General features: G+C 67.5%; 20 protein-coding genes. 4 read left to right on the plus strand and 16 right to left on the minus strand.

Translation table 11 applies throughout. From position 1 onward, the window contains the following. Positions 1 to 149: 149 nt before the first annotated feature. Complete coding sequence (locus AC06E9_RS03305) at positions 150 to 2,102, plus strand: acetyl-CoA hydrolase/transferase C-terminal domain-containing protein (RefSeq protein WP_478055470.1); 1,953 nt, start codon at positions 150 to 152, stop codon at positions 2,100 to 2,102. Positions 2,103 to 2,221: 119 nt separating this feature from the next. Here AC06E9_RS03305 and tkt read toward each other — a convergent pair whose 3' ends face one another. The 13 genes from tkt to AC06E9_RS03370 all read right to left on the minus strand — a co-directional run bounded on the left by tkt (position 2,222) and on the right by AC06E9_RS03370 (position 17,884). Next, on the minus strand, positions 2,222 to 4,231 hold the full coding sequence (tkt, locus tag AC06E9_RS03310; protein WP_478055471.1) for a transketolase: 2,010 nt from the start codon (positions 4,229 to 4,231) through the stop codon (positions 2,222 to 2,224). A gap of 151 nt (positions 4,232 to 4,382) precedes the next feature. Beyond that, positions 4,383 to 5,726 (minus strand): dicarboxylate/amino acid:cation symporter, encoded by a 1,344-nt coding sequence (locus AC06E9_RS03315; RefSeq protein WP_152152534.1) that lies wholly within the window; start codon positions 5,724 to 5,726, stop codon positions 4,383 to 4,385. A gap of 67 nt (positions 5,727 to 5,793) precedes the next feature. Beyond that, positions 5,794 to 7,497, minus strand: coding sequence for a BatD family protein (locus tag AC06E9_RS03320; RefSeq protein WP_478055472.1), 1,704 nt, complete (start codon positions 7,495 to 7,497; stop codon positions 5,794 to 5,796). Next, positions 7,494 to 9,242, minus strand: a complete 1,749-nt coding sequence (locus AC06E9_RS03325) for a VWA domain-containing protein (RefSeq protein ID WP_478055473.1) — start codon at positions 9,240 to 9,242, stop codon at positions 7,494 to 7,496. The genes AC06E9_RS03320 and AC06E9_RS03325 overlap by 4 nt, the downstream gene beginning before the upstream one ends. After that, positions 9,239 to 10,237, minus strand: coding sequence for a vWA domain-containing protein (locus AC06E9_RS03330; protein ID WP_121041202.1), 999 nt, complete (start codon positions 10,235 to 10,237; stop codon positions 9,239 to 9,241). Before AC06E9_RS03330 ends, AC06E9_RS03325 begins: the two co-directional genes overlap by 4 nt. 5 nt (positions 10,238 to 10,242) lie before the next feature. Further along, the gene (locus AC06E9_RS03335; protein WP_121039409.1) at positions 10,243 to 10,704 is read right to left on the minus strand and encodes a DUF4381 domain-containing protein; all 462 of its coding nucleotides are present in this window, start codon (positions 10,702 to 10,704) and stop codon (positions 10,243 to 10,245) included. Further along, positions 10,701 to 11,624, minus strand: a complete 924-nt coding sequence (locus AC06E9_RS03340) for a DUF58 domain-containing protein (RefSeq protein ID WP_478055474.1) — start codon at positions 11,622 to 11,624, stop codon at positions 10,701 to 10,703. Before AC06E9_RS03340 ends, AC06E9_RS03335 begins: the two co-directional genes overlap by 4 nt. Positions 11,625 to 11,629: 5 nt before the next feature. Continuing rightward, entirely contained in the window at positions 11,630 to 12,652 is a 1,023-nt protein-coding gene (locus AC06E9_RS03345; protein ID WP_121041204.1) for an AAA family ATPase, read from the minus strand. A 139-nt stretch (positions 12,653 to 12,791) separates the two neighbouring features. Continuing rightward, complete coding sequence (locus AC06E9_RS03350; RefSeq protein WP_461770223.1) at positions 12,792 to 14,768, minus strand: type IV pilus secretin PilQ; 1,977 nt, start codon at positions 14,766 to 14,768, stop codon at positions 12,792 to 12,794. Between the two features lie 20 nt (positions 14,769 to 14,788). Continuing rightward, entirely contained in the window at positions 14,789 to 15,283 is a 495-nt protein-coding gene (locus AC06E9_RS03355) for a pilus assembly protein PilP (RefSeq protein WP_226956626.1), read from the minus strand. A gap of 38 nt (positions 15,284 to 15,321) precedes the next feature. After that, on the minus strand, positions 15,322 to 15,996 hold the full coding sequence (locus AC06E9_RS03360; protein WP_121039421.1) for a type IV pilus inner membrane component PilO: 675 nt from the start codon (positions 15,994 to 15,996) through the stop codon (positions 15,322 to 15,324). Next, complete coding sequence (locus AC06E9_RS03365) at positions 15,993 to 16,826, minus strand: PilN domain-containing protein (protein WP_121039424.1); 834 nt, start codon at positions 16,824 to 16,826, stop codon at positions 15,993 to 15,995. The genes AC06E9_RS03360 and AC06E9_RS03365 overlap by 4 nt, the downstream gene beginning before the upstream one ends. Beyond that, positions 16,826 to 17,884 carry a pilus assembly protein PilM gene (locus AC06E9_RS03370; protein ID WP_019183880.1) on the minus strand — a complete coding sequence of 353 codons (1,059 nt, stop codon included), beginning with the start codon at positions 17,882 to 17,884 and terminating at the stop codon, positions 16,826 to 16,828. The genes AC06E9_RS03365 and AC06E9_RS03370 overlap by 1 nt, the downstream gene beginning before the upstream one ends. Positions 17,885 to 18,107: 223 nt before the next feature. Here AC06E9_RS03370 and AC06E9_RS03375 point away from each other — a divergent pair, with 223 nt between their 5' ends. Further along, positions 18,108 to 20,537, plus strand: a complete 2,430-nt coding sequence (locus AC06E9_RS03375; RefSeq protein ID WP_152152542.1) for a penicillin-binding protein 1A — start codon at positions 18,108 to 18,110, stop codon at positions 20,535 to 20,537. A gap of 259 nt (positions 20,538 to 20,796) precedes the next feature. After that, positions 20,797 to 21,444 (plus strand): hypothetical protein, encoded by a 648-nt coding sequence (locus tag AC06E9_RS03380; protein WP_121039430.1) that lies wholly within the window; start codon positions 20,797 to 20,799, stop codon positions 21,442 to 21,444. A gap of 18 nt (positions 21,445 to 21,462) precedes the next feature. On the opposite strand, the gene AC06E9_RS03385 is transcribed toward AC06E9_RS03380, so the two are convergent. Next, positions 21,463 to 22,227, minus strand: coding sequence for an alpha/beta fold hydrolase (locus AC06E9_RS03385; RefSeq protein ID WP_478055475.1), 765 nt, complete (start codon positions 22,225 to 22,227; stop codon positions 21,463 to 21,465). Positions 22,228 to 22,323: 96 nt separating this feature from the next. On the opposite strand from AC06E9_RS03385, the gene AC06E9_RS03390 reads away from it, so the two are divergent. Continuing rightward, entirely contained in the window at positions 22,324 to 23,100 is a 777-nt protein-coding gene (locus tag AC06E9_RS03390; protein WP_478055476.1) for an AraC family transcriptional regulator, read from the plus strand. A gap of 62 nt (positions 23,101 to 23,162) precedes the next feature. Here AC06E9_RS03390 and AC06E9_RS03395 read toward each other — a convergent pair whose 3' ends face one another. Together AC06E9_RS03395 and AC06E9_RS03400 are read right to left on the minus strand one after the other, a co-directional pair. Continuing rightward, a complete protein-coding gene (locus AC06E9_RS03395) occupies positions 23,163 to 23,528 on the minus strand; it encodes a NirD/YgiW/YdeI family stress tolerance protein (protein WP_259259272.1) in 366 nt (121 codons plus the stop codon). Between the two features lie 149 nt (positions 23,529 to 23,677). Further along, positions 23,678 to 24,955, minus strand: coding sequence for a citrate synthase (locus AC06E9_RS03400; protein WP_121039442.1), 1,278 nt, complete (start codon positions 24,953 to 24,955; stop codon positions 23,678 to 23,680). Between the last annotated feature and the right edge of the window lie 126 nt (positions 24,956 to 25,081).

Genomic DNA, 25,081 nt, shown 5'->3' on the forward strand with positions numbered 1-25,081 from the left:
GCCGGTTCATGCAGCCGCTGCCAGCATCGGCGCATGCCCCACGGAGCCCTCGATGAGACGCTACCGAACATTCGATGAAGTCTCGCGTCGCCGTCTGTTCAAACCGGAAATGCTGTAATGACCCGCATGATTTCGCAGGATAGCGCCGCATGACCGAACACCTGACCGACCTGGACGCCGCCGTCGACTGGCTGCTGCAGCGGGTCGATGGCCCCCTGCGCATTGGCGCCCCACTCGCCCTGGGCAAGCCGCACCGGCTGCTCAACGCCCTGTATGCCCGTGTGGAAAACGACGCCTCGCGGCCGCTGCAGCTGTATACCGCGCTGTCACTGAACCCGCCGCCCGGCGGTGCCGGGCTGGAAGCACGCTTCATGAAGCCGTTCGCCGAGCGTCATTTCGGGGAGGACTTCCCGCGGCTGGCCTACGCCGATGCAATGGTGCGCGACCAGCTGCCGTCGCATGTGCAGGTGGAAGAGTTCTACATGCAGTCCGGCGCATTGTTGAATTCCTCGCAGGCCCAGCGCAGCTACACCAGCCTGAACTACACGCACGCCGCCGATGCGGTGGCGCAGCGCGCGCCGCATGCAATCGTGCAGAAAGTGGCGATGCGCGCGAATGATCGGCGCCTGTCGCTGTCGTGCAACAACGACATCACCCAGGACACACTGGATGCGATGGTCGCGCGCGGGCTGCCACGCCCGCTGATGATCGCCGAGATCGATCCGCAGCTGCCCTATCTGGCCGGCTCGGCCACGGTGGATGTGTCGTTCTTCGATCTGGTGATCACGCCGCCGGGGCCCTACCCGGCGCTGTTCGGCCTGCCCCGCCAACCGGTCAGCGATGCCGACTACGCGATCGGCCTGTACGCCAGCACGCTGGTGCGCGATGGCGGCACGCTGCAGATCGGCATCGGCACGCTGGCCGATGCGCTCAGCCATGCGCTGGTGCTGCGGCATACCGACAATGCGCGTTACCGCCAGATTCTGCAGGCGCTGGATCCCGGTCTGGCCAACCACCCGACCGTGCTGGAATGCGGTGGCCTGGAGCCGTTCGAGATCGGCCTGTATGGCTGCAGCGAAATGCTCAACGAAGGCTTCCGCCGGCTGGTCCAGACCGGGGTGATCCGGCGCAAGGTGCATGACGATCTGGCCTTGTTGCAGCGGATCGAGAACGGCACCGCCTGGACCACCGACTACGCCACGCTCGAGGCCGAGGGCGAGTACCTGCACGGCGCGTTCTACCTGGGCTCGCCGGAGTTCTACCAGTGGCTGCGCGACCTGCCTGATGACGAGCGCAGCGCGATCGGCATGCGCCGCATCAGTGAGATCAACCAGCTCTACGGCGGCGATGAAACGCTGGAGCGGATGCAGCGCCGCGATGCGCGTTTCTTCAACTCCTGCATGATGGCCACCGCGCTCGGCGCCGCCGTCTCCGATGCGCTGGAAGACGGCCGCGTGGTCTCCGGCGTGGGCGGCCAGTACAACTTCGTGGCGATGGCGCATGCCCTGCCCGGCGCACGCAGCGCGCTCATCTTCCGCGCCACCCGCGAGGACAAGGGCGTCCTGCACTCCAACGTGCGCTGGAACTACGGGCACGCCACGATCCCACGGCATCTGCGCGATCTGTACATCAACGAGTACGGCATCGCCGACCTGCGCAACATGACCGACGAGGACTGCGTGATCGCCATGGCGGCGATCACCGATGCACAGTTCCAGGCCGCGTTGCTGGACAAGGCGAAGGCCTCGAAGAAGCTGGCGACTGGTTTCACCGCGGCCGGTGATGGGCAGCGCAACACGGCCGCCGCCGTCAGCGCCGCGCTGGCACCGTTCCGCCAGTCCGGCCTGCTGCCGGACTATCCGCTGGGCAGTGATTTCACCGAGGTCGAGCAGCATCTCGTCAAAGCTTTGGGCTGGCTCAAGCAGAACACCCAGACACCGATGGCCAAGCTGCGCACGGTGCTGTCAGCGGTGACGCAACCCGCCGGCGATGGCGATCAGGCCTATCTGCAGCGGATGGGGCTGGATGCGCCGACGACGTTCGGCGAACGCATCGAGGCGCGGTTGCTGCGGCTGGGGTTGGCGCGCACTGCGGCCGGGTGATGTGTAGATCCGCGCCATGCGTGAAGGAGGGCGTGGTGTTTGCCCTTCAACACGCGAAAAGGCCGGGGAGATCCCCGGCCTTTCGCGTTGCAGCTACCGGGCAGCGCCCGGCGCCACCATCAGTTCGCCTGCTGCGCCTTGGCCGCAGCCACGACGTGCTCGGCCGTAATGCCGAAGTGCTTGTACAGCGCCTCCGCCGGGGCCGACGCACCGAAGGTATCGATACCCACCACCGCACCGTCCAGGCCCACGTACTGGCGCCAGAAACCGGTGACACCGGCTTCCACGGCCACGCGGTTGCGCACGGCGTTGGGCAGCACCGACTCACGGTACGCCGCGTCCTGACGCTCGAAGACATCGGTCGACGGCATCGACACCACGCGGGTCTTGATGCCGGCGGCATCCAGTTCCGCCTTGGCGGTCACGGCCAGGCCCACTTCCGAACCGGTGCCGATCAGGATCACGTCCGGCACGCCACCTTCCGCATCAGCCAGCACATACCCACCGCGCGCGATCTGTGCGACCTGCTCGGTGCTGCGCGGCTGGTGCGGCAGGTTCTGGCGGCTGAACACCAGGCAGCTCGGGCCGTCCTTGCGGGTGATCGCGGCCTTCCAGCTGACCGCCGATTCGACCGCATCGCACGGGCGCCACACATCGTTGTTCGGGATATAGCGCAGCGAGGCCAGATGTTCCACCGGCTGGTGGGTCGGGCCGTCTTCGCCGAGGCCAATCGAATCGTGCGTGTACACGTGGATCGCGTGGGCCGGGATCAGCGCGCTCATGCGCACGCCGTTGCGGGCGTAATCGCTGAACACCAGGAAGGTGGCGTCGAACGGAATGAACCCGCCATGCAGGGCCAGGCCGTTGGCGATCGCGGTCATGCCGAACTCGCGCACGCCGTAGTACACGTAGTTGGCGTTCGGGTCATCGGTGGCGACCGACTTGCTGGCCTTCCACAGGGTCAGGTTGGAGTGCGCCAGATCAGCCGAACCGCCCACCAGTTCCGGCAGCAGCGGCGCGAACGCTTCGATCGCCAGCTGCGAGGCCTTGCGCGAGGCGATGGTCTGGCCATCGGCCTGGACCTGGGCGATGTAGGCATCGGCCTTGGCGATGAAATCGGCCGGCAGCTCGCCGTGCGAACGACGGATCAGCTCATCGGCTTCGGCCGGGAACTGCGCGGCGTACTTGTCGAACTGCTGTTCCCACTCGGCCTGGCGCAGGGTGCCGGTACCGCCGGCACGCCAGCCGGCGTAGATTTCTTCCGGAATCTCGAACGGGCCGTACGGCCAGCCCAGCTGCTTGCGGGTCGCTTCCAGCTCATCCTTGCCCAGCGGGGCGCCGTGGCTGGATTCCTTGCCGGCCTTGTTCGGTGAACCGAAGCCGATCGTGGTGCGGCAGCAGATCAGGGTCGGCTTGTCGAACTGCGACAGCGCGCTGTCGATGGCGGCCTTGATGCTGTCCGGATCGTGGCCATCGACGCCGCGCACCACGTTCCAGCCATAGGCTTCGAAACGCTCGGGGGTGTTGTCGGTGAACCAGCCATCGGTGTTGCCGTCGATGGAGATGTGGTTGTCGTCCCAGAAGCAGACCAGCTTGGACAGGCCCCAGGTGCCGGCCAGCGAGGCGGCTTCATGCGAGATGCCTTCCATCAGGCAGCCATCGCCCAGGAACACCCAGGTGCGGTGGTCGACGATCTCGTGTTCCGGGCGGTTGTAGCGCTGTGCCAGCAGCTTCTCGGCCAGGGCGAAGCCCACGGCGTTGGCCAGACCCTGACCCAGCGGACCGGTGGTCGTCTCCACGCCGGGGGTTTCATGGTGCTCCGGGTGGCCGGCGGTCTTGCTGCCCAGCTGGCGGAACTGCTTGAGCTGCTCGATCGGCAGGTCGTAGCCGCTCAGGTGCAGCAGCGCGTACTGCAGCATCGAGCCGTGGCCGTTGGACAGCACGAAGCGGTCGCGGTTGAACCACTTGGGATTCTTCGGGTTGTGACGGAGATAGTCGTTCCAGAGCACTTCGGCGATGTCGGCCATGCCCATCGGCATGCCGGGGTGACCGGACTTGGCGGTTTCGACCGCATCAGCGGCAAGGAAGCGGATGGCATTGGCCAACTGGCGGCGGGTAGGCTGCGTCATGGTTCTGTCGGAGTCGGGAGGCTCCCGCGGAGCTGCGGGCAGCCCATTGTCCCACAGGTGATCGGCGGGGTCAGGCCGGAGACAGGCCAGGCCCTTAACGACAACGCCCCGCACAAGGCGGGGCGTCGGGAACCTGCAGGCCTGCGCGGGCTTAGTCGCGCGGGGCGGGTGCCGGGGCCGGGGCCACCGCGGCCACGACCGGACCATCGTCCACCTCGCCCTTGGCCACCAGGGTGGTCAGGGCCAGATCGCCGGTGACGTTCAGCGCGGTACGGCACATGTCCAGGAAGTGGTTCACGCCCAGGATCAGGCCGATGCCCAGCGGGTTCACGCCGACCATGGCGCAGATCATCGCCACCACCGGCAGCGAGCCGGAGGGCACGCCGGCGGTGCCGATGCCGCCCAGGATGCAGACGGCCATGACCATGAACTGCTGGCCGATGCTCAGGTCCACGCCGAAGAACTGCGCCAGGAAGATGACCGTCACGCCCTCGAACAGTGCGGTGCCGTTCTGGTTGGCGGTGGCGCCCACGGTCAGCACGAAGCGCGAGACCTTCTGCGGCAGGCCCATCTGGTCGGCCACGCGCAGCGCGGTCGGCAGGGTGGCGTTGCTGGAGGCGGTGGAGAAGGCCATCACGGTGGCCTCCTGGGTGTCGCGGAAGAACGCCAGCGGCGAGCGCCCGGAGAGCCACACGGCCACGCCGTAGGTCACCACCATGTGCAGGCCCAGCGCCAGCACCACCACGCCCACGTAGGCGCCCAGGCGGATGATCAGCTCGAAGCCGAACAGGGCGGCCAGGTTGAACATGAAGCAGGCCACCGCGTACGGGGCCAGGCGGATGACCAGATTGATCAGCGTCATCGAGACTTCGAAGATGCCTTCGATGGCACGACGCAGCGGGGCCACCTTCTCTTCAGGCGAAAGCACCATGCCGATGCCGAACATCAGCGCGAAGAACATCAGCGACAGGATCGCGCTGTTGCTGGAGGCCGCCTCGACCACGTTGCCCGGCACGATCGACAGCAGCATGTCCATGCCCTTCGGCGTGCCATGGATACCGGCGACGATTTCCTTGCTGCGTTCGGCGTTCTCGGCCAGCATCTGCGCGGCCACGACCGGGTCCACGCCCACGCCGGGCTTGAGCACGTTGACCAGCACCAGGCCGATGCCCACGGCGATGCCGGACAGCACGATGGTGTACGCCAGCGTCTTCCAGCCGATGCGGCCAAGGGCGCGGATGTCGCCCATCTCCGACACGCCCATGATCAGCGCCGAGAAGATCAGCGGCACGATCAGCATGAAGATCAGATTGAGGAACAGGCCCGAGGCCGGGGTGGTGATGTAATCCATCACCCACTTGGCACCGGTATGCAGGCCGTCGATGCTGCCACCGAGGGCATGGACGGTCAGCCCGAGGACCAGGCCGATGATGAAGCCAATGCCCATTTTCCAGTGCAAAGGCAGTTTCTGCCGGGTCGTTGCGGCCTCAGTCATGGAGCGGCGTTCCTCGAAAAAATGAAATCAGCTTAGCAAAGCCGGCCGCCCTGACCGACACGCCTTTTTATGAATGCGCGGATGGGTACAACGGCGCGAGGCCATTGTTCTGCGTGCCCGCACGGGCCCGCCAGTGCGGTCCGTCATGAAAGGCGCGCCGCAGCGCCTGCCTTGCCTGGCCCACATCACCGCCCTGCCCGCCCCAGCGGACCGCCTGCATCTGGATCAACGTCTCGCGCTGTTGTGCGTTGTCGAGGCGCTCCAGCACCTGCTCGAAGGTCTGCACACCGCCCATGCCAGCCAGCACGGCGATGATCTCGTCCAGGCCGCCGGCTTCCATCGCCCGGCGCAGGTCGGCACGTGTGTACGGGCTTCCGGACGAAGCGACGGGCACGCCCGCTTCGGCATCGCGCACGGCGACACGACGACCGCGACGGCGCCAGCCCCAGAGCAGGGTCAGCAGCCACAGCACGGCCAGGCCCGCCGACAGTGCGATCCAGCCCCACGGCCGCGGTGCGCCCTGCGCCGGCGCCAGCTGCAGATCGGTGGAGGCCGCCGCCGGTTCGCCCGGCAGCGCCGAGGTGGTGTCCACCGGCAGCGCCGGCGCGGTACTGCCGGCCACACCGGCGGCGATGTCCAGCTGCAGGTCCGGCAGGCTGGCATTGCGCGGCTGCCCGGCCGCCACATCCCACCACGCCATGCGCAGCCCCGGCACGGTCATCGGCCCGGCCTGACGCGGCACGATCGCAAACCGCCGGGTCAGCTTGAGCTGCGGGGTGGTGCCGTTGAAGGTTTCATCGAACTGCGGCGGCTCGGCAAACACCTGCGCGCCGGGGCCGACATCGGGCACAGGCAGTTCAGGGAACTGCGCCTTGGTCGCGCCCTCGGCCACGGCCTCCACCACGATCGTGGCCGCCTCACCGGCACGGCCGGTGGTGGGCGCTGCGGTGTAGCGCAGGCGCAGCCCGTGCAGCGGCAGCCACGGTTGCGGTGCAGAGGCGGGTTGCGCCTGGACCTGCAGCGTGCGCTCGGCCGATGCGGCACGCAGGCGGCCATCGCCGCCGAACATGTCATTGAAGAAGCCGCCCGCGCTGCGCCCGTTGAACTGTGCCGCCGGCAGCACCAGCGGCCCGCTGCGCTCGGGAATCAGCAGGAAGCGCCGTTCCACCACGTTGTAGCGGCGCCCATTGACCTCGCGCACCAGGGTGCGGTCATCGCCCACCCGCTGCAGCGAGGCGCCGGCCGGTGTATCGAGCACCAGTTCGCCACTGAGCAGTTGCGCGGCGTAGAACAGGCGCACCACCACGCCGACACTCTGCTGCACATAGGGCGTGGGATCGTCGACCTCGGTTTCGAGGAAGGCCGCAGCATCACCACTGGCCGCCGCGGGCGCGGACGCGCTGCTGGCGCCGACCTGCAGGGTCAGCGGCTGGGTGCGGCTGCTGCCCACCTGCAGGGCAGCTATCTGCAGGGTGCCGGTGCGCTTCGGGCTGAGCGCGACGGCATACAGCGCGCGCGCGGTCATCGCGCCATTGCTCCACTGCACCTGGCGGCTGCTGGTCTGGCTGCTGAGATCGAAGTCGGTCCGCAGCGGGCCATAATCCGGCGCGCCGCCGCCCGCATCGGATTCGATGTTGAGGGTGACGGTATCGCTGTCGGTGATCTGCTCGCGGTCGAGCCAGGCGCGGGTCTGCGCGTGCGCGGCCATGCTCGCGCACAGCAGCAGGGCAAGCCCTGCGCGCAACCAGCGCTGTATCGTGGAATGTGTCATCGCCCTTCCCGTTTCCTGCGTTCGTTTTCCAGCTGGAACTTGGCCCGCAGCAGGCTGCCGGGGTCATCCGGTACCCGCCGCATCCAGGCCTCGACCGCCTGCTGCTGCTCGCGCTGCTGCGGGGTGCCGCTGACCTGGCCCTGCGCCTTGTCGTTGCCGTCGTTCTGCCCCTGGTGCTGCATCGCCTGCTGCATGCGCTCGCGCTGGGCCGCGTCAGCCTCGGCCTGCGCCTGGCTGTCGGCGGCCTGCGGCGACTTGCCGCCCTTGGGTTGGCCATCCTTTGCATCAGCGGATGCGGACGGCGGTGACTGCCCCTGTTCGCCCTTGTCCTGCGGCAGCGACGCGTCCCCATCCTTGCCTTGACCCGGGTTCTTGCTGGGATCGGGCTGGTCGGAGGGCGGCTTTTTTCCGTCCTTCTGATCGTTGTTCTGATCGTTGTTCTGTGGCGGCCTGCGCTTGCGGGCGGCATCGACGGCGGCGCGGTTGGCGACCGCATCGGCCATGCCCGGATGCTGTTTCAGCGCACGGTCGTAGGCCTCGAGGGCGGCATCGTACTGGCCCTGTTTCGCCAGCGCGTTGCCCAGGTTGTACCAGCCGGCATCGGTATCGATGCCCTCGAACTGCTGCTGCGCCGCCTTGAAGTCGCCCTTGCGGTAGGCATCCACGCCGGTGGACAGGCGTTGCTGATCGATCTGGTCGGCGCGTTGCCACCACGTTCCCTCGGCGGCGTGGGCCGTCGTCGGCAGCGCCATCGGCAGCGCCGCCATCATCACCAGCACCGCCAACGCGCCGCGCCGCCGGAAGGCGAACAGGGCCAGCAGCATCAGCGGTGGCAACAGCCAGAACCCTTCATCGCGCCACGTGCGGCCCTGCCCTTCGCGGCTGTCATCGGCACTGACCCGCGGGGTCAATACGTCGAGCGCCGCGAGATCCTTGTCATCGGAGGCGATACGCGCATAGCGGCCGCCGCCACGGCTGGCGACACCCCGCAGCGTGCCCTCCTCCAAGCGCGCCGGCACGATCTGACCCTCGCCGTTGCGGTAGGCCGCGCCCTGCGGCGTACCCAGCCCGAGCACGGAGACCACGAAGCCCTGCGCGCGTGCCGAGGCAGCGGCCTGTTCGGCATCCGCATCGGCGCGATCGGTCAGCAGGAGAATGTCGCCACCGCGTGCGCCGGATTGCTGCAGCAGCTTCACCGCCGTCTCCAGCGCACGGTCGGCACGCTGGCCATCGCGCGGCATCACCTCCGGTGCCAGCGCATCCAGATACAGCGCGACATTGGCCATGTCGTCGGTCAGCGGGGCCACGGTATACGCGTCGTCGGCGTACACAAGCAGCGCGACTTCGCCGCCCTGGCGCTCGCGCAGCAGCGTGGCCAGCTTGGCGCGCGCCTGCAGCAGACGCGACGGTGGCAGATCGGTCGCGGTCACCCGCGAAGAGAGATCCAGCGCAACCACCAGCGGCGACGGCGTCTGCCACAGCGGCTGCGCGATCTGTCGCCACGAAGGACCGGCCAGCGCCACGATGGCGATCGCCGTGCCGAGCAACAGCAGGATCAACCCGCCCCAGGCACGACGGTCGCGGCCGACCAGGAGATGGCGCAGCAGATGTGCATCCACCGTCTGGCGCCAGACATTGGCGCGATGGCGACGCAGCCACCAGATCGCCACCAGCAGCGGCAGCACGAGCAGCGCCCACAAGGCATCGGGGCGGACAAAATGCAGGGCGTTCCAGCTCGCGCTCATGTCCAGCGCCTCGGCAACAGCCACGCCAAGCCGGCCAGCAGCAACGCCAGTGCCAGCGGCGGGGCGTAGCGTTCGATCCGCGGCCGCACCGCCGGGCCGGCCGATTTGACCGGCTCCAGCCGTTCCAGCTCGGCATAGATGCCGGCCAGCTCATCGGTATTGCGCGCACGGAACGAGCGCCCGCCGGTGAGCTCGGCAATCTTGTTCAGAGTCGCTTCGTCGACCGGGTCTTCGCCGGGGGCGATCTGCACGCCAAACAGGCTGATGCCCCCGTCGCCGCCGAAGGCCACCGTATAGACGCGCACACCTTCGGCCTGGGCCAGCTCGGCCGCGCGCAGCGGTTCAAGCACGCCGGCATTGCTGACCCCGTCGGTGAGCAGGATCAGCACGCGCTGCCCTTCCGGCTGTTCGCGCAGGCGTTTGACTGCCAGCGCGATCGCATCGCCGATCGCGGTCTCGCGCCCGGCCAGGCCGACCACGCTGTCGCGCAGCTGGTCACGCACGCTGGTGAGGTCGGCCGTCAACGGGGTCAGCGTATAGGCACGCTCACCGAAGATGAGCAGGCCGACACGATCACCCACACGGCGGTCGAGGAAATCGGCGAGCACGGCCTTGGCCGCGGTCAGCCGCTCGACCACCTGATTGCCAAGCATCATGTCCGCTTCGCTCATGCTGCCGGAGACGTCCACCGCAAGCATCATCTGCCGGCCCTGCTGTGGCGGCGTCACCGCTTCGCCCAGCTGCTGCGGTCGCGCGGCGGCCACGCACAGGCAGGCCCACGCCAGCCACAGCAGCGCGCGCCCCAGTCGTGGCCCGGCACCGCCCGAGGCAGCCCCGAGCGACTGCAGCTGATCGGCCGCATACGGCACCCGCAACGCGGCACCTTCACCGGGCCGCGAGGGCCACCAGCGCATCAGGATCGGCAAGGGCAGCGCCCACAACATCCACGGCCACGCCAGGCTGTCCACCCAGCTCAACCACGTGGGCACTGTCATCGCGATCATCGGCCGCGCTCCGTCAGCAGCGACAGATAGCGGCGGCGGGCCAGCACGCGCAGCCGCTGCACCGCCTCGGCATCCACGCTCGGTCGATAGCCACCATCGAGCAGCAGCGCACCATCGCCCTCGGAAAACGCCCGGCTGTTCTTCTCATCCAGGAACGCCAGCCACGCGTTGCCCTGCAGACGTTCCGCCCCGGGCTGGTACTGACGTGCCGCGCGGCGCAACAGCTCGGCGATCGCCGCCACCTCCCGCACCGGCGAACCGGCCTGGGCGACCTGTGCATCGAACAGATCCAGCCAGCGCTGGCGCGCACGCCGCCGGCGCCAGTACCAGACCCAGATTCCCGCCACCACCAGCACGATCGCGCCGAACACCAGCCACCAGCCCGGCGCGGGCGGCCACCAAGGCGGTGACGGCGGCAGCTGCACATCGCGCAGCGGCAGCGAGGCGGCGGCGCTCATGCCACCACCGCCGTCGGCAAGGGGCTGAGCCAGCTGTCGCTGGCATCGTCGGTGGCCACCACATGCACCTGGATGCGGCGGGCCGCCAAGCGGCTCTGCAGCGCTTCCAGGGGCGCAACGAAGCGTGCGCGCCAGTGCTCACGCACCGCGGCGCTGCGCAGATCCAGCAGCACGCGGCGCCCCTGCGAAAGGAACGGCAGCGCATCGGCCGGCGGTGCCAGCTCCAGCGGATCGACCAGCAGCATCACCACCACCTCGTGGTGCATGGCCAACGCGGCCCAGCGTGCACTGCTGATCGTGGCGGCGCGCGCCGGATCGGCCAGCACCACCACCCGGGCACCGGGGCGCAGCAGACGTGCCGCCTGCTCCAGCGCGCGATCCAGGCCGGCGTCTTCGGCAGGCGGCTCGGCATACCAGCGGGTCAGGGCGTCAAGCACGCGCAATACACCGCGGGTGCCCCCGGCCGGTGCGATCGGCGGCTCCTGGGTGCTGCCACGCACCGCAGCCAGGCGGTCACCCTGGCGCTGCGCCAGCCACGCCGCCACCGCACCGACGCGCGCGGCCTGCACGGATTTGAAGCGGACCCGGGTGCCGAAATACAGCACCGGATCGGTGTCGGCGACCAGCAGCGTCAAGCGTTCGCGCTCGGCCTGAAAAAGTTTGGTATGCGCACGCCCGGTACGCGCGGTGACGCGCCAGTCGATATGCCGCGCGTCATCGCCCGGCACATAGTCGCGGGACTCGGCGTATTCCATCCCACGCCCGCGCGCGGGCGACGGCGCACTGCCGGCGTGACCCAGCCGGCCACGCCGTGCCGGCGGCGCACGGTGCGCACTGCGGCGCAGCGCCACCAGCTCGGCCAGGCTCGGCCGCAGGCCATCACCTTCCAGCGGCGTAGCCGTATGCACGGGCGTATCCATCGCGCTCAGGGCGCCGGCACGCGGGCCAGCAGCTCGGCGACCAGACGCTCGCCATCCCAGCCTTCGGCGGTGGCTTCATAGCTGGGCAGCACGCGGTGCCGCAGCACGTCGGGCGCGACGTTGCGCACATCTTCCGGGGTGACGAAGTCGCGGCCGGCCAGCCAGGCCCGGGCGCGTGCACAGCGCTCCAGCGCGATGGAGCCACGGGGGCTCGCGCCCCAGGCGATGCGCCGGGCCAGCGCCGGGTCGTAACGCGCGGCATCGCGCGAGGCCAGCACGATCTCGATGAGATAGCGCTCCAGCGCGGGCGCGACATGCAGCGACAGCACCGCCTTGCGAGCGGCGAACACATCGCTCAACGGCATGCGGGCCGGCGCGGCGGCCGGGGTGGACAGCGCTTCGCGCGCACGCTCGCGGGCCAGGCGCAGGATTTCGGTTTCCGCCTCCGAATCCGGATAACCGATCCTTACATGCATCAGGAAGCGGTCGAGCTGGGCTTCGGGCAGCGGGAAGGTGCCCTCCTGCTCGATCGGGTTCTGCGTGGCCATCACCAGGAACAGCGACGGCAGCGGATAGGTATGGCGGCCGACGGTCACCTGGCGCTCGCCCATCGCTTCAAGCAGCGCGGACTGCACTTTGGCCGGGGCACGGTTGATTTCGTCGGCAAGCAGGATCGGATGGAAGATCGGACCGGGCACGAATTCAAAGCGACCTTCCTGCGGGCGCCAGATCTCGGTACCGGTCAGATCGGCCGGGAGCAGGTCCGGGGTGAACTGCACGCGTGAGAAATCCGCATCGAGCCGGGCGGCCAGCGCACGGATCGCGGTGGTCTTGGCCAGGCCGGGGGCGCCCTCGACCAGCAGGTGGCCATCGGCCAGCAATGCGGTCAGCAGGCGCTCGACGAGCGCGCTCTGGCCGACGATCTCGGAGGACAGGCCGTCACGCAGCGCGCGGAAGGCCTCGTGCAGGCGGTCGTGCTCCACCGGAGCGGGCGTGGGGGTATCGGGCATGGGGGGCGGCAGATTCATGGCATCCATGTGACCTCCACGGTGGGCAGAGGTTCCATCGCCATGATGGCAGGACAGCGCCGGTTACAACATCAAGATTGGCTGAACGCAGAAAGGGCCGCACGTGGCGGCCCTTTCGTCATTGCAGCAGCGGTGCGGCTCAGTTGACGGCCGGATTGGCCTTGGCCACGCGCAGCACCTTCGGGGTCACGAACACCAGCAGTTCGGCCTTGTCCTTGTTGCGGCTGCGCTTCTTGAACAGATTGCCCAGGAACGGCACGTCGCCCAGGAACGGCACCTTGTTGATGCTGGTGCGGTCGGTGAACTCGTACACGCCACCGATCACCACGGTCTGGCCGTCGTCCACCAGCACCGCGGTGTTCACTTCGCGGCGGTTGATGGTCGGGACCTGGCCGTAGCCTGCCAGCAGGATGTAGCTCTCCACTTCATCCTTCTTGACCGCCATGTTGAGGAACACACGGTTGTCGTTGGTGATGGTCGGGGTGACCTTCAGCTCCAGCACCACTTCCTTGAACTGGACATTGGGCTGGGCCGCGGCGCCGGCCGCACCACCACCGCTGATGGTGACGTAGCCGATTTCCTTACCCTGCTTGATCACCGCTTCGCGCTGGTTGGTGGTCACCACGCGCGGGTTGGAGATGACTTCGCCGCGCGATTCGGCCTGCATCGCCGAGAGCTCCACATCCAGCAGATAACCGGCATTGAGGATCGACAGCGCCAGCGAACCCGGGTTGTTGATCGCCGCCACCGGCAGGTTCCAGTTCAGGCCTTCGGCGAACTTGGTCGCGCCACGCACCGGGATCGCGCCGGTGCGGCCACCGGCCACCCACTCGTTGATCGCCTTCTGGTACTCGGTGTCCTTGGTGCCGCGGTCGTTGATGTTGTTGTGGTTCTGATCGGTGTTGGCCCCGAAGAACACGTCCTGGCGGCTGCCACTGATGCCGAACTTGGCGCCGAGTTCACGCGCGAAGGTATCGGTGGCGATCACGATCCGGCTTTCGATCAGCACCTGGTCGACCGGACGGTCGATCACGCTGATCAGCTCACGCATGCGCGCGATCTTCTTCGGAATGTCGCTGATCATCAGGGTGTTGGTGCGCTCGTCGGCCACGATACGGCCGCGCGAGGACAGGAACCCGCTGTCTTCCTGCGAGCTGCCACCACTGCCACCGCTGCCGCCGCCGATGCCCTTGGCTTCGGTCAGCGCTTTGAAGATCGCCCCGGCGTTGTGGTAGTTGATCTGCACGTAATCGGTGACCAGATCCTCGCGGTTCTCGATCGCGATGCGCGCGTCTTCCTTGTCCTGCTCGAACTTGGCCAGTTCCGGCTGCGGTGCCACCCAGATCACGCCGCCATCGCGGCGCTTGTCCAGGCCCTTGGCCCGCAGCACGATGTCCAGCGCCTGGTCCCACGGCACGTTGATCAGGCGCAGGGTCACGTTGCCCTGCACGCTGTCGGAGGCGACCACGTTGAGGTTGGATTCCTCCGCCACCAGCTGCAGCACGGTGCGTACCGGCACGTCCTGGAAGTTGAAGGTGACCGGCTTGCCGCTGTAGCCGCGCTGGCCCAGGGCCGCCGCGGCCTGGCTGACCGAGGTGGCGGTGACCGCGCCGGTCGCCGGGGCGGCCTGGCGCGGGCTGATCTCGACCACATATTCGTTGCCGCTCTGGTAGGCCAGCGACTCGAACGCGGTGTTGGTGCTGAGCACCAGCTGCGTGCCGCCGCCATACGGCTTGGGATCGATGCGCTGCACGGGCGTGGCGAAGTCGGTCACGTTGATCGACTTCTGCAGGTTTTCCGGCAGGCGCGCGTTGCCGACGTCGATGACGACGCTGTTGCCCTGGCTGCGCAGATCCGGGCTCGCGCCCTGGCCATCGAACTGCAGGATCAGCCGGCCGGCGCCATCGTCGCCGCGCTTGAAGTCGATCTTGGACACCGACAGCGAGGCCGGCGCGGTCGCCGGCGCGGTGGTGGCCGCCGGTTTGGGCACTGCGCCGCTGGGCGTGGCCGCCATCAGCGTGCCGTTGGCCACCATGAGCGCGACTCCCAGCGCGCACAGGTGGAGCAACTTCTGGCGCCGGACGGAACGCAGCCGCATGGCGTTGGAAAAGGTCATCGTGCTATCCCCATAATCATTCATTGATCTTCAAGCGCGAGCGTTGCCGGCCGTTCCAGCCAGCCACCCGCGCCATCCGGCACCAGTTCAATCAGCTCAATCCGGTCCTCGAAGACCCCGGTCACCCGCCCGTCGCTCTGCCCCAGATAGACGCCCGGACGCACCCGATAGGTGACCTTGTCCGGTGCCATCACCAGCACGACGAGTCCGCCCCCACGGCCGATCGAACCCACCATGTCCAGGCTGTCCAGCGGGAAATCTTCCAGCGGCTCCTTGCGGCGGTTCGGATCCGGACGCAGCCCCGATCCCCCTTGCGGATTGGTCCAGGCGTCGGTGAACGGGTCGCGCATCCCCTGCGCGGAATATTCAAACGTCTCGAACTGCTGCATCACCGGCAGCGGCTCAAGCGGCGGCGCCGGACGCGCACGCACGTCGGCCACCCACTTCTCCAGGTTCGGTGCATCGCCGGGCGTACTGGTCACGCCGCGTGCGCAGCCGGCCAGCAGCACGACCATCAACAGACCACCTACCCGTGCGGTCGACGTCAGAGGGCTCATTTCCGGCCTCCCTTCGCAGCCTTTTCTTTCTCGGCGGCGGCCTTCTCCTGGGCTTCCATCTCCACATCATCCAGGTAACGGTAGGTCTTGACCGTTCCGGACAACTCCAGCGCACCGCTGCGGGCGGTGATGCCGGTCTTGGGATCCTTCGGCTTCAGGTTGATGTCGTGCATGGTCAGGATGACCACGCGCGGCAACGAGGCCACACCACTGACGAACGCGCCGAACTGGTGGTAACTGCCCACCATGCGCAGGGCGATCGGCTTTTCAGCGTAAAACTCCTTGGGCTGCTCCGCACCGGGCTGGAACAACTCGTTGGACAGGCCACTGGACAACGCGGTCTGGGAGATGTCGATGATCAGATCGGGCATCTCGGTCTTGCTGGGCAGCTGGCGCAGCATCTGCTGCAGCACCTGTTCCATCTGGGTCAGCTGCTGCTTGAGCGGCTCCAGATTGACCGCGCGGCCCTGTTCCTTTTCGAACTCGGTGCGCAGCTGGGTCTCGGTGCTTTCCAGCGACGCCAGCTCATCGCGCTTGCCGCTGATCAGCAGGAACCAGGCCATGATCACGATGAACAGCGCCAACAGCGCGCAGAACACGACCTTGGCCTTCTGCGGCCAATTGCCGATGTTGTTGAAGTCCAGCTCTTTGAGGTTGATCTTCTGGCTCATGCGGCGGCCCCCTTCTGGGCCGGGGCCGGCGCCGCCGGTTGGGCAGGTTGCGCGGAGGGCGTGGGCGGCACGATGCGGCTGTTGCCGGCCGGCGGGGCCGGATCAGCGGCATCAGGCGAGGCCGGTGCGTTGGGCGCCGGGGCCGGCGACAACGGGGCCACCGGCGGAACCGGGGTAGCGCCCGGCGGTGCCGGATCGGCGGTCGGCTCGATCACGCTGCCATCGGCGGCCAGCTCGGTAACGCTGCTCTGGGCCGGCAGATTCACCTTGACCACGAACATGTACGGCAGCGACTTGATGTCCGCCACCGGGCTGCTGGCGGCACCGGCCTTGTCACGCTCCGGCGCCTTGGCCTCGATGATCGACAGCTCCGGATTGGTCATCCAGCCCGAGCTTTCCAGGTTGCGCATGTAGGCACTGACACGGGCATTGGACTGGGTGCGGCCTTCCAGGGTGAGCACGTCGCCCTCCTGCTTGAGCGTGGTCAGCACCACCCCGTCGGGGATGGTCCGGACCAGCGCATCGAACAGGTGCACCATCTGCGAGCGCTTGGCCTGCAGTTCCTCGATCACGGCCTTGCGCGCCAGCAGGCGGTCCTTCTGGCGGTCCAGGCGTTCGATTTCCTTGTTCTGCTCCTTGACCTTCTCGATCTCGGCCTGCAGGAAGGTGTTGCGATCGCTCTGCCCGCTGACCTGACGGTCGTAGTAGAACCAGATCAACAGCGAGAGCAGCAACCCACCGATGGCGGCGGCACCGAGCATGGCGTAGAAGTCGCGCTGGCGTTGCTTGCGCCGTTCGGCGCGCCAGGGCAATAAATTGATGCGCGCCATCAGTCAAAGCTCCTCAGCGCCAGACCGGTGGCGATCATCAGCGCCGGGGCATCCTGGGCCAGGGCGTGTGCCTGCACCTTCGGGCCGAGCGTCATCTGTGCCAGCGGGTTGGCCACCACGGTGGCCACGCCCAGCTGCTCTTCCACCATATCCGGAAGGCCGGTCAGGGCCGCGCAACCGCCGGCGAGCACGATGTGATCGACCCGGTTGAACTCGCTGCCTGCATAGAAGAACTGCAACAGACGGCTGATCTGCTGGACCGTGGCTTCCTTGAACGGCTCCAGCACTTCCATCTCATAGCTTTCCGGCAACCCGCCCTGGCGCTTGGCCAGCCCGGCCTCTTCGTAGGTCAGCCCATACCGGCGCATCACTTCGTCGGTCAGCTGCTTGCCGCCAAATACCTGCTCGCGGCTGTACAGGCTGCGGCCACCGCGCAGGACGTTCAGGGTGGTCATGGTGGCGCCGATGTCCACCAGCGCGACCACGCCATCACTGGCCACCGGCAGCTCGCTGGCGACCAGGGCAAAGGCGTTCTCGACCGCGAAGGCCTCCACGTCCATGACCCGTGCCACCAGCCCGCCCAGTTCCAGCGCCGACTGGCGCAGCTCGACGTTCTCTGAACGCGAAGCGGCCAACAGCACCTGGACCATTTCCGGGTTGTTCGGAATCGCACCCAGCACTTCGAAATCGAGGTTCACTTCCTCGATCGGGTACGGGATGTAGTTGACCGCTTCGAGCTCGACCTGGGCTTCCATGTCGTTCTCGTCCAGATCGGCGGGCATCGGGATCAGCTTGGTGATCACGGCCGAGCCGGCCACGGCCGCGGCGGCATGCCGTGCCTTGGTTCCAGAGCGGTTCACGGCGCGTCGAATGGCCTCCCCGACCGCTTCGACCTCCACGATGTTCTTTTCCACCACCGCATTCGGCGGAAGTGGTTCCACGGCGTAATGTTCCACGCGGAAACGATTGCCGCTGCGGGATAACTGCAACAGCTTTACTGCAGTCGAGCTGATATCGACGCCGATAAGAGGCGACTGGCTTTTTGGGATAAGCCCCACGGTTTCTCCCCTGCCGATGGGCACTTGGACGCAGAACCTGCGACCGCGCATTAATAACGTTTTTTTTGCAAATCGCAACCGTCAAGCTGTAAAACGAGCACTACGGCTCGTTTCACGCGTCCCCAGACGGTGATCGACTGCTCTCCCCGGGAACACCCCCAGCCGTTCCCTTGCGTAATCTATACTCTGCGACCACGAAATTCGCAATCGGAATCTGTCACTGATGACACGTCTTCGCCGTTGGCTGCGCTGGATGCTGGTCGCGTTCCTGGTCCTGGCATTGATCGGCGCTGCGGTTGCCGGCGGCCTGTATTACGCCGTCTCCTCCAAGCTCCCGGACGTGCAGACCCTGCGCGACGTGGAGATGCAGGAGCCCATGTACGTCTATGCCAGCGATGGCAAGCTGATGGCGGTGTTCGGGGAAACCCGGCGCACCCCCATCACCATGAAGGACGTCCCCGAGCGCCTCAAGCAGGCGTTCCTCGCTACCGAGGATGCGCGCTTCTACGAGCATGGCGGCGTGGACTACAAGGGCATCGGCCGCGCGGTCTGGCTGCTGGCCACCACCAGTGACAGGCGCGTGCCCGGTGGTTCGACCATCACCCAGCAGGTCGCCCGCCAGTTCTTCCTGAGCTCGGAATACAGCTACACCCGCAAGCTGGCCGAGATCCTGCTGGCACGCAAGATCGAGAGCGAGCTGAGCAAGGACGAGATCTTCGAGCTCTACCTCAACAAGAGCTTCTTCGGTAACCGCGCGTATGGCGTGGCCGCCGCGGCCGAGTTCTATTACGGCAAGAAGCTGGGCGAGCTGGACCTGGATGAGATGGCCTCGCTGGCCGGCATCCCCAAGTTCCCTTCCTCGGGCAACCCGATCAGCAACCCCGAGCGTGCCCGTGAGCGCCGCGACTTCTATGTGCTGCAGCGCATGGCCAGCCTGGGCTTCATCTCCCAGGCCGAGGCCGACGCGGCCAAGGCCGTGCCGATGCATGCCACCGCGCATGAGCCGCCGGTGCAGGTCGAAGCGCCTTACGTGGCCGAACTGGTGCGCCAGGAAATGATCGCCCGCTTCGGCGGCGACGTGGTCAACAAGGGTTACCACGTGACCACCACGATCAACGCCGAGCTGCAGACCGCGGCCAACCTGTCGGTGCGCGATGGCCTGCTGGCCTACGACCACCGCCACGGCTGGCATGGCGTGGAGCAGCACGTGGAGGTGCCGGCCGACGCCGATGCCGCCGCGCTGGCCACCAAGCTGGCCGGCATTCCGGCCCAGACCGGCCTGCTGCCGGCGATCGTGGCAGCCACCGCCGCCGATGGCAGCGCGACCGTGGTGCTGGGCAACCGCAGCGAGGTGGTGCTGCCGGCCAGCGCTGCCCGCTGGACCAACAAGACCCCGGCCAAGCTGGTCACCCGCGGCGACATCGTGCGCGTGCGCGCCGGCGAGAAGGAAGGCGAGTGGCTGCTCGACCAGATCCCGCGCGGCCAGGCCGCGCTGGTCTCACTGGACGCTGAAAACGGCGCACTGAAGGCACTGGTGGGCGGCTTCAGCTTCTCCGGCAACAAGTTCAACCGTGCCACCCAGGCGCGTCGCCAGCCGGGCTCGAGCTTCAAGCCCTTCATCTACGCGGCCGCCTTCGACAAGGGCTTCAACCCGGCCTCGATCGTGCTCGATGCCCCGGTCGTGTTCCGCGACCGCCGCGGCAAGACCTGGTCGCCGCAGAACGACGGCGGCGGCTTCCGCGGCCCGATGCGCCTGCGTGAAGCGCTGGTGCAGTCGCGCAACCTGGTCTCGGTGCGGCTGCTCGATGGCATGGGCGTGGATTACGCGCGCAAGTACATCAGCGAGTTCGGCTTCGCCGAGGCCGAGCTGCCGCCGAACCTGTCGATGTCGCTGGGCACCGCCTCGCTGACCCCGCTCTCGGTGGCGCGTGGTTACGCGGTGTTCGCCAACGGCGGCTCGCGCGTGGACACCTGGCTGATCGACCGGGTGACCGACCGCGACGGCGTGGAAGTGTTCAAGGAGAACCCGGCCATCGCCTGCCGCGACTGCGCCGGCACCAGCGGCGTGCCGGTCAGCCAGGTGGTGGATGGCTTCAACTTCGGCTCCGCACCGGCGGCCAATGCCGCGCCGGCCAAGCCGCAGCAGGCCACGTCCACCGCCGCCGCCGAAACGCCGGTAGCGGTGAACCCGGATGCCAAGGTCGCCCCGCGCGCGATCGATGCGCGCACCGCGTATCAGCTCAACTCCATGATGCGCGACGTGGTCCAGCGCGGCACCGGCACCGCGGCCAAGGTGCTCGGCCGCGAGGACGTGGGCGGCAAGACCGGCTCGACCAACGATCACCGCGATGCGTGGTTCTCCGGTTTCGGTGGCCCCTACGCGACCACCGTATGGGTCGGCCGCGACGACTTCCGCTCGCTCGGCTACCGCGAGTACGGCGGCCGCGCTGCCCTGCCGATCTGGATCGAGTACATGCGCGTGGCGCTGAAGGACACCCCGATCGCGCAGAACGAGCCGCCCTCGGGCATGGTCCAGGCCACGCTCAACGGTGCGACCGAGTGGGTCAAGGTGGAGGACATGGAGAAGCTGGAGGAGTACGACTTCAACAGCCATGCGCCACAGGCCGACGACGCCGCGTTCGATATCTTCTGACCGCATGCGCCGGCTACGCCCGGCGCCGCGATGGAATACAGGCCGGGCATTGCCCGGCCTTTTTTTGGTTCTTTTCCATCAGCATGGCAAGCATGGAGCGCGCTCTGCATCTTTGCAGGCGCGGCGGCCAGGGAGTCGGGCGCTGGGCCGCGATGCCCTGGCCGGCGAATGTCCCCCGGCGTCGGCCTGTGGCGCGACTCTACCCGCCTGTCACATCGCCGGTGTACATTGCCGTGCAGGTCGCCAAGGAGTACCGGTCATGCATCGAGCCCGCCAGCATGCAGCCACGCAGACCCGTGAGCGCCGCCACCAGCTGGCGCACGAAGCCGCCCGGCTGATGGCCGAGGGCGGCATCCGCGACTATCACCAAGCCAAGCTCAAGGCGGCCACCCGGCTCGGCATCCATGACGATGCCTCCCTGCCCCGCAACACCGAGATCGAAGACGCCCTGCGCGAGTACCAGCGCCTGTTCGCCGGTGCCGACCATGGCGCGCAGTTGCGCCAGCGCCGCGAGGCCGCCCTGCGTGCGATGGACTTTCTGCAGGGTTTCTCACCCCGCCTGTGTGGCCCCGTACTGGACGGCACCGCCGACGCCAACAGCCCCGTGCAGCTGCAGGTGCACAGCGACGATGCCGATGCCGTGCAGCGCTACCTCGATGAGCACGGCATTCCGGCCGAATCACGGACGCGCCGGTTGCGGCTGGACCGCGAGCGCAGCCTGGACGCCCCGGTCTGGGTGTTCAGCGCCGAAGACCTGACCTTCGACATCGCGGTACTGCCGTATGACGGCCTGCGCCAGCCGCCGCTGTCGGCGATCGATGAGAAGCCGATGCGGCGTGCGTCGGCCGCGCAGGTCCGGGAGCTGCTGGCCGACAGCGAGATCGAGGGCTATCTGGGCAGCCGCTGAGAGTACGCGCGGCCTGCTTCAGGCCTCGGCGAACGGAACCAGAAAGCGCTCGATCGCCGCGACCAGGGCCAGCGGCGTTTCGTTCATCGGGTAGTGACCCGCATTTTCCAGCACCTCCACGGTCGCCTGCCGATAGCGGCGCAGGTAGGTCCTGTCCATCAATGCCGCGTTGAACACAGGATCGTGCTCGCCGACCAGCACCTTCACCGGATGCCGGTCCGCAATCTCCGCGCTGAAATCGGTGTCCGCCCAGGCCGGGAAGTACGCCGCGAATGCCTCCGGCGAGGCGTGCGCCATCGAGTACTGCGCCTTCCAGTCCAGCCACGCGGCGGGCAACCGCCCACCGGTGCTGCGATCGATGATGCCCCGGCGGATGCTCACGCTGCCTGCGGCCGCTTCAAGCAACTGCCGGGTCGGGGAATCGTAGGCAATGCCACCGCACGGCACGGGCGCGACGGCGACCAGCGCGCGCACGCGATCCGGGGCGAGCACCGCGATCCGCTCGATGGCCATGCCGCCCATCGAATGCCCGACCAGGCTGAAGGACTCGATGCCGAGCGTGTCGGCCAAGGTCAGTGCGTCATTGGCGATCTCGTCGATCGTGTAGTCACCGGTCGCCCCGCGCATGCCACCGTAGCCGCGGCAATCCATGAAGATGTAGCTGAAGGCCTCGCCGCACAGCCACGGCTCGATCGGTTCGAAGGCATGGGCGTCGCCAAACCAGCCGTGCAGGACCAGGACAGGATGGGCGCCAGTGCCGACGCGATGAAAGGTAGTGGTCATGGCGGCACCATGGAAACGTGAGGTTGGGCCGCGATGTTAGGGCGGCGGCGCGTGGCCCGCCGTCGATGCCAGGCCGATGACGATAGAATCCGGGCCATGCGCAATACCCTGCTCGATCCCTTTGAAGATCTGCCGCGCGCCGTGGTGGTCACCGCCAACGACTACGCCGCCGGATCCGTCTTCCCCGATCACGCGCATCGGCGCGGTCAGTTCGCATTTGCCTCGCGCGGCACCATCAGCCTCACCACACCCGAAGGACACTGGCTGGTGCCACCACAGCGTGCCTGCTGGGTGCCGGCAGGCGTCGCGCACGCCATGGCGATGCGTGGCCCGGTCACGATGCTCAATGTCTTCGTGGCGGCCGAAGAAGTGGCGGCGGTCCAGTTGCCGGCCCGCTGCGGCGTGCATGCCGTATCGGCGCTGCTGCGGCACCTGATGGACGATGCGGTCGATCTGCCGGCACTGTACGACCTGGAGGGGCGTGCCGGCCGGCTGATGCAGTTGCTGGTCGCGGAGATCGCTGCGATGCCACGGCTGTCACTGCATGCACCGCTGCCCCGCGACCCGCGCCTGGCGCGCGCCTGCCAGCGGCTCTTCGATGCGCCCTCGATCGCCGCCTCGCTCGATGAGGTCGCCGCCGAGGCGGGCGTGAGCCGACGCACGTTCACCCGCCAGTTCCGCGCGGACACCGGGGTGGGGTTTGCCGAATGGCGCCAGCAGGTCTGCCTGCTCGCCGCGATCGAACGCCTGGGTGCCGGGCAGCCGGTCACCCGGATCGCACTGGATCTGGGATACGCCAGCCCAAGTGCGTTCTCGTCCGCGTTCCGTCGCGTGCTGGGGGAACCGCCCAGCCGCTATGTTGAAACACGCTGAGGGCCGCCGGACGATGAACGCAGAACGCCCCGCACTGCGGGGCGTTCGACGGTGCAGGCAGATCAGCGCGTGCCGATGATCCGCACGTGCTCCACATCGATATCGGTGGGTTTGAAGCGATGGGTATCGACTTCTCCCTGCAACTCCACCACGGTCGTCGCGCTGACGGGCTGCCGGTCAGGCAGATCCTTGTCATCGATCTCGACGTCGATCTCGCCGGTGGCATCCTTGAAGCGATAGCGTTCGTGGCCGATCTTGGCGATCAGCGTGCCCTGCAGCACGACGGGCTGGTCATCGCGCTGGTCGCGTGCTTCGGCGACGGTGGTGACCGCGCTGGTCGCGCCAGGGCCGGTGTACTGGGCATGTGCGCCGGCGCTGACCAGGCTCAGCGGTGCGGCGATGAGGACAACGGCGATCAGACGATTCATGAGGGACTCCATGGGCGTGAGGGTGACCGCCAAGGTTGTACCTCGATCGAAGTGAGGCCCATGCAAGAAGTACGAAAAGTGGTGCCCGGCGGCGCCCAAAAAAAACGCCCCGCAGTGCGGGGCGTTCTCATCACAACCTGCCGGGGCGATCAGCCCTGGTAGTCGCGCACGTCGCTGCCGGTGTAGACCTGGCGCGGACGGCCGATCTTCATTTCCGGATCGACCTGCTGTTCCAGCCAATGCGCCACCCAGCCGGAGGTACGGCCGAGAGCGAACATGACGGTGAACATTTCGGTCGGGATCTGCAGCGCCTTGTAGATGATGCCGCTGTAGAAATCGACGTTCGGGTACAGCTTGCGGGCGACGAAGTAGTCATCCTGCAGCGCGGCCTGTTCCAGCTTGACGGCCACGTCCAACAGCGGATCCTGCACACCCAGCTGCTTGAGCACCTTGCCGGTCATCTCACCGATGACCTTGGCGCGCGGGTCGAAGTTCTTGTACACGCGGTGGCCGAAGCCCATCAGGCGGAAGCCGGAGGTCTTGTCCTTGGCCTTGAGCACGGCGGACTCGACGTTGTCGGCCGAACCGATCTCTTCCAGCATCTTCAGCACGGCTTCGTTGGCACCGCCGTGGGCCGGACCCCACAGCGCGGTGACGCCCGCGGCGACAGATGCGTACGGGTTGGCGCCGGTCGAACCGACCAGACGCACGGTCGAGGTCGAGGCGTTCTGCTCATGGTCGGCGTGCAGGATGAACAGCAGATCCAGTGCCTTGACCACGTCCTGGTTCAGCTCGTACTGGCCATCGGCGGACTCGAAGGTCTGCTTCAGGAAGCGGCTGACGTAATCCAGCGAGGTGTCCGGCTTGTTGGCCGGCAGGCCCTTGCCGTGGCGGTAGATCAGGGCCGACAGGGTCGGCACCTTGGCGATCAGGCGCACCGCGGCGTGGCGACGCTGTTCGGCGTCGGACAGGTCCAGCGAGGCGTGGTAGATGCCCGACAGCTGCGCGATGGCGGCGGTCAGGATGGCCATCGGATGGGCATCCTTGGCGAAGCTGCCGATCAGCGTGTTGATCGACGGATCCACATCGGCTTCGGCCGCCAGCTCGTCGGTGAAGGCCTTCAGCTGCTCGGCGCTCGGACGCTCGCCGTTGATCAGCAGGTAGGCCACTTCGACGTAGCTCGACTTTTCCGAGAGCTGCTCGATGGGATAGCCGCGATACAGCAGCACGCCCTTGTCACCGTCGATATAGGTGATGGCGGACTTGCAGCTGGCGGTGGCGGTGAAGCCGGAGTCGTACGTGAAGAGACCGGTTTCCTTGGTCAGCTTCGAAATATCGACGCAATCGTTGCCGAGCGTGGGTTTGATGACTGGCAGAACAACCGACGTGTCGCCGGCGTTGAGCGTGACCTGATCAAGATCGGACACTGTGTGCGCTCCTCGAGGGAAGGCGCCCGCCCAAGCGCATGGGTCAGGCACGTGAAGGAAGTCCACGATCGTTATCGTGGATCCCGCCATTATCGCACAGCAACATTTTTGACGCCCTAGGACGGA

This window comes from Stenotrophomonas sp. Steno-Z10-BAI (genome assembly GCF_056393115.1).

What these genes read in the sequence shown, in the direction of transcription:
- AC06E9_RS03305 (WP_478055470.1), top strand. Translation starts at nt 150, where the DNA reads ATGACCGAACACCTGACCGACCTGGACGCCGCCGTCGACTGGCTGCTG.
- tkt (WP_478055471.1), bottom strand. Translation starts at nt 4,231, where the DNA reads ATGACGCAGCCTACCCGCCGCCAGTTGGCCAATGCCATCCGCTTCCTT.
- AC06E9_RS03315 (WP_152152534.1), bottom strand. Translation starts at nt 5,726, where the DNA reads ATGACTGAGGCCGCAACGACCCGGCAGAAACTGCCTTTGCACTGGAAA.
- AC06E9_RS03320 (WP_478055472.1), bottom strand. Translation starts at nt 7,497, where the DNA reads ATGACACATTCCACGATACAGCGCTGGTTGCGCGCAGGGCTTGCCCTG.
- AC06E9_RS03325 (WP_478055473.1), bottom strand. Translation starts at nt 9,242, where the DNA reads ATGAGCGCGAGCTGGAACGCCCTGCATTTTGTCCGCCCCGATGCCTTG.
- AC06E9_RS03330 (WP_121041202.1), bottom strand. Translation starts at nt 10,237, where the DNA reads ATGACAGTGCCCACGTGGTTGAGCTGGGTGGACAGCCTGGCGTGGCCG.
- AC06E9_RS03335 (WP_121039409.1), bottom strand. Translation starts at nt 10,704, where the DNA reads ATGAGCGCCGCCGCCTCGCTGCCGCTGCGCGATGTGCAGCTGCCGCCG.
- AC06E9_RS03340 (WP_478055474.1), bottom strand. Translation starts at nt 11,624, where the DNA reads ATGGATACGCCCGTGCATACGGCTACGCCGCTGGAAGGTGATGGCCTG.
- AC06E9_RS03345 (WP_121041204.1), bottom strand. Translation starts at nt 12,652, where the DNA reads ATGAATCTGCCGCCCCCCATGCCCGATACCCCCACGCCCGCTCCGGTG.
- AC06E9_RS03350 (WP_461770223.1), bottom strand. Translation starts at nt 14,768, where the DNA reads ATGACCTTTTCCAACGCCATGCGGCTGCGTTCCGTCCGGCGCCAGAAG.
- AC06E9_RS03355 (WP_226956626.1), bottom strand. Translation starts at nt 15,283, where the DNA reads ATGGTCGTGCTGCTGGCCGGCTGCGCACGCGGCGTGACCAGTACGCCC.
- AC06E9_RS03360 (WP_121039421.1), bottom strand. Translation starts at nt 15,996, where the DNA reads ATGAGCCAGAAGATCAACCTCAAAGAGCTGGACTTCAACAACATCGGC.
- AC06E9_RS03365 (WP_121039424.1), bottom strand. Translation starts at nt 16,826, where the DNA reads ATGGCGCGCATCAATTTATTGCCCTGGCGCGCCGAACGGCGCAAGCAA.
- AC06E9_RS03375 (WP_152152542.1), top strand. Translation starts at nt 18,108, where the DNA reads ATGACACGTCTTCGCCGTTGGCTGCGCTGGATGCTGGTCGCGTTCCTG.
- AC06E9_RS03380 (WP_121039430.1), top strand. Translation starts at nt 20,797, where the DNA reads ATGCATCGAGCCCGCCAGCATGCAGCCACGCAGACCCGTGAGCGCCGC.
- AC06E9_RS03385 (WP_478055475.1), bottom strand. Translation starts at nt 22,227, where the DNA reads ATGACCACTACCTTTCATCGCGTCGGCACTGGCGCCCATCCTGTCCTG.
- AC06E9_RS03390 (WP_478055476.1), top strand. Translation starts at nt 22,324, where the DNA reads ATGCGCAATACCCTGCTCGATCCCTTTGAAGATCTGCCGCGCGCCGTG.
- AC06E9_RS03395 (WP_259259272.1), bottom strand. Translation starts at nt 23,528, where the DNA reads ATGAATCGTCTGATCGCCGTTGTCCTCATCGCCGCACCGCTGAGCCTG.